Origin of the sequence: Rhizobium sp. WW_1 (assembly GCF_003610155.1) — a bacterium.
Classification (GTDB): domain Bacteria; phylum Pseudomonadota; class Alphaproteobacteria; order Rhizobiales; family Rhizobiaceae; genus Rhizobium; species Rhizobium tropici_A.
Genome location: NZ_RAIN01000064.1, coordinates 1 through 1,336 on the forward strand (window position 1 = coordinate 1; position 1,336 = coordinate 1,336).

General features: G+C 61.4%; 1 protein-coding gene. It reads left to right on the plus strand.

Going from position 1 to position 1,336, the window contains the following annotated elements; all coding sequences use genetic code 11:
* On the plus strand, positions 1 to 1,336 hold a 1,336-nt coding region (locus BJ928_RS38455; protein ID WP_120296879.1), incomplete at both ends, for an amino acid adenylation domain-containing protein.

A 1,336-nucleotide genomic window follows, 5' to 3' on the forward strand; every position in this document is an offset into this window, starting at 1 on the left:
GGGTTGTCGGGCTGATGGAGCGGGCGCTGGAGAGCCTTTCGCAGGCTCTGGAGGATGCGCCGGAGACGGCGTTGCGGTCCCTGGACGTTCTGCCGGCGGATGAGCGTTTGCAGCTTGTGGAGGGTTGGAACGCGACGGTGCATGACTATGGCTCTGACCTTTGCATCCATGAGCTGTTCGAGGCACAGGTTCGTCAGGATGCGGATGCGATTGCGGTTGTTCAGGGCGACGTTGAGGTGAGCTACGGGGAGTTGAATGCGCGTGCGAACCGGCTGGCGCATCGTCTGATCGGGCTTGGTGTCGGGCCTGACGATCGTGTCGGGCTTTGCGTGGAGCGTTCGGTTGGAATGGTTGTCGGGCTTCTTGCGGTGCTGAAGGCTGGAGGGGCCTATGTGCCGCTGGACCCCGGCTATCCACGGGAGCGGCTTGGCTGGGTTGTTGCGGATGCGGATCCACGGCTTGTTCTGGTGGATGGGACTGGCCGATCCGCGCTTGGCGATGCGCTTGACGGGCGGACGGTGATCGGCGTCGGGGATGGTGACGATGGTGAGGGTGACGATGGTGAGGGCGACGGCGGTGATGCGGTCGGCGCCGGCAATCCGGATGTCCATGCGCTCGGGCTGACGCCACGGCATCTGGCCTATGTGATCTACACCTCGGGTTCGACCGGTAATCCGAAGGGTGCGCAGAACGAGCACGGAGCAATCGTCAACCGGCTAAGCTGGATGCAAGGTGCCTATCATCTAAACGCGAATGATGTGGTGCTGCAGAAAACGCCCTATAGCTTCGACGTGTCTGGCTGGGAATTCTTCTGGACGTTGCTGACCGGAGCCAAATTGGCATTGGCCGCCCCCGAAGAACACAAAGATCCCCAGGCAATGGTTGAAGCAATCACGCGGCACCAGGTCACGACAGTTCACTTTGTGCCGTCGATGCTGGCGAGCTTCCTGGATGCACATGGGGTGGAAAATTGCACCTCTCTTCGCCAGGTGATTTGCAGTGGCGAGGCACTCCCAGGCGTGAGCGTGCATAAGGTACGCAGTCTGCTGCCGCGAGCGAAGTTGCATAACCTTTATGGTCCCACAGAGGCGGCAATTGACGTGACGGCTTGGACCTGCCCGACGGACTTTGAGGGAGATATTGTCCCGATCGGCCGTCCGATCTGGAACACGCGACTTTATGTTCTTGACGGCTATGGGGAGCCGGTCCCGATCGGGGTTGCCGGGGAGCTCTACATAGGTGGGGTGGGTGTTGCGCGGGGTTATCTGAACCGTGCTGACCTGACGTCGGAGCGGTTTGTTGCGGACCGGTTCAGCGGGAAGGCGGGAGACCGGCT